Consider the following 2,284-nt stretch of genomic DNA (forward strand, 5'->3'; position numbering starts at 1 on the left):
GTCGAAAACCCGAGCCGCCCCGCCCGGTTGCCTGGGTGGTTTTCTTGCCTACACGCACCAGCGGAGGGAGCCTCTGGGCCAGGACGCTACAGGACGAGGTGGCCATGAAGCTGGGCGCATGGATGGCGATGCTGGCGATGACGACGGGCTGTGCGACCGGCTCCCCCGTGGGCGCCTGGGTGGCGGCGGATCCGGTGCGCTACCGCTCCGCCTCCGCGCCCGCCTTCCCGCGCGCCGCGCTGTCCTCGGAGGTCGCGGTCCGCGAGAGCCCCCGCGCCCCCGCGAAGGCCTCCGCCCCCAGCAAGGCGCCGGCGGTGGCGAAGGCCCCCGCTCCGGCCAGGGCCTCCGCGAAGCCGCGCCCCACCGTCACGCCCGCGAAGCAGACGCCCGCCAGCCCCGCCCCCACGGGCAACCCGCGCGAGCGCGTGCTGGCCACGGCGCGCGCCCTGGTGGGCCAGTCCACGGTGCAGGTGAACGGCCGGCGCTACCCGGCGGACTGCACGGCGCTCATCGAGGCCACGTACGCCCAGGCGGGCGTGAAGTTCCGGGGCACGCTGAAGCCCGGGGACAACGGCGTCACCGCGCTCTACCGCTACGCCCGGGCGAACGGCCGCGTGTACACGGACGGGCGCCCCGTGCCGGGCGACCTGGTGTTCTTCCGCGAGACGTATGATCAGAACCGCGACGGCCGGCGCAACGACGGCCTCACCCACGTGGGGCTGGTGGACGGCGTGGACGCGGACGGCACCGTCACCGTCATCCACCGCGTGAAGCGCGGCGTGGTGCGCTACCGGATGAACCTGGCGCGCCCCCACCTGCCCCGCGATCCGAAGACGGGCGAGGTGCTCAACGACATGCTGCGAAGCCCCGCGCCCGGCCAGCCGCACGTGCTCACCGGCCAGCTCTTCGCCGCGTTCGGCAGCGTGCTGCCCTCGGGTACGACGAAGCCCATGGCGGTCGCGGCCCGGTAGGGCCCCAAAAGGAAAGCCCGTCGATTCCATCCGTGCGCTTCCGGAACCAGCCGGAGCGCCGCGGGGAACCGACGGGCCTGCACTGCCAAAGCGGGTGAAGGTCAGGTCGACGTGGAGGTCGGCACGCGGGCGGTGCGGTCCCACGCGGCGCGCTGCGAGTTGCGCAGGAAGCGCCAGAAGCCCACGGCGATGGCCATGTTCATGGTCACGAAGTAGTACGCGATGGACGTGGCCTTCTTCGCCGCGCCGCTCTTGAAGACACCGGAGCGGCCCAGGTACGCCAGGGCATAGAAGCCCAGCTGCGCGCCCAGCGTGACCCGGTAGAACAGGCTGTCGAGCAGGAACAGGTTCGCGATGAGCGCCGCCGCCATCAGCGCGGGAGCGCACCAGCGCAGCAGCTTGTGCGACCAGAAGGCGAACGCGGGGAAGCCCGCGGTGGGCAAGAGCAGCCCGGGCACGAGGCGCAGGCTCTGGAAGTTGCCCGCCGCGATGCGCGCGCGCCGGCCGAACTCCTTGTCGTAGTCCTCCGTCGTCTCCTCGTGGGCGACGGCGCCCTCCTCGTAGACGACCTTGAAGCCGCTCTCCAGGATGCGCAGCGGAATCACGAAGTCATCCACGATGGTGGACGGCGGCAGCAGCGTGAAGAGCGAGCGCCGGATGGCGTAGAGGCCGCCGTTGGCCCCCACCACCGCGCCGCGCCGGCCCTCGTACATCTTGATGAGGGACTCGTAGCTCCAGTAGGCGCTCTCCTCGTAGTCCTGTTTCGTGGGGTTGTAGAGGCGCAGCTTGCCGCAGACGGCGCCGACCTCCGGGTCCTCGAAGTGGCGGACGATCTTCTGGACCGCGTCCGGCTCGATCATCGTGTTCGCGTCCGACAGGAGCACGATGTCGCCGTGCGCGGACGGGATGCAGCGGTTGAGCACCGTCGTCTTGCCGGCGCGGGCCGCGGGCGACAGCCGCACGCGGGGGTCGGTGCACTTCTGCACGAGCCCGTCCGTGCCGTCCGTGGAGCCGTCCGAGCCGATGACGACCTCGAAGCGGTCCGCGGGGTAGTCCAGCGCCAGGCTGTTCTTCAGCTTCGACTCGATGCAGCTCGCCTCGTTGTAGGCGGCCACCACCAGGCTCACCGACGGCGGCGGCCCGGCCCTGACGCCCGCCCGGCCGGCCTCACCCGAGCGCACCTTCCGCAGGTTCTGGAAGACCTGCGCCGCGCCCTCCAGGGCGAACAGGCTCAAGGGATAGAGAAAATACGTGTGCACCAGCGCCAGCGCCGCGCACCAGAAGAAGACCTCCGCCATCGACCCACCCTCCCA

Annotated in this window: 2 protein-coding genes; one reads left to right on the forward strand and one right to left on the reverse strand. The window is 71.5% G+C overall.

Annotation, left to right across the window (positions count from 1 at the left end; translation table 11 throughout):
• Positions 1 to 104: 104 nt before the first annotated feature.
• A complete protein-coding gene (locus D7W79_RS41355) occupies positions 105 to 971 on the forward strand; it encodes a CHAP domain-containing protein (protein ID WP_120530669.1) in 867 nt (288 codons plus the stop codon).
• 101 nt (positions 972 to 1,072) lie between these two features.
• On the opposite strand, the gene D7W79_RS41360 is transcribed toward D7W79_RS41355, so the two are convergent.
• A complete protein-coding gene (locus D7W79_RS41360; RefSeq protein WP_120530670.1) occupies positions 1,073 to 2,269 on the reverse strand; it encodes a glycosyltransferase family 2 protein in 1,197 nt (398 codons plus the stop codon).
• Positions 2,270 to 2,284: the final 15 nt, after the last annotated feature.

Source organism: Corallococcus exercitus (genome assembly GCF_003611585.1).
In the GTDB taxonomy this organism is placed as follows: Bacteria; Myxococcota; Myxococcia; order Myxococcales; family Myxococcaceae; genus Corallococcus; species Corallococcus exercitus.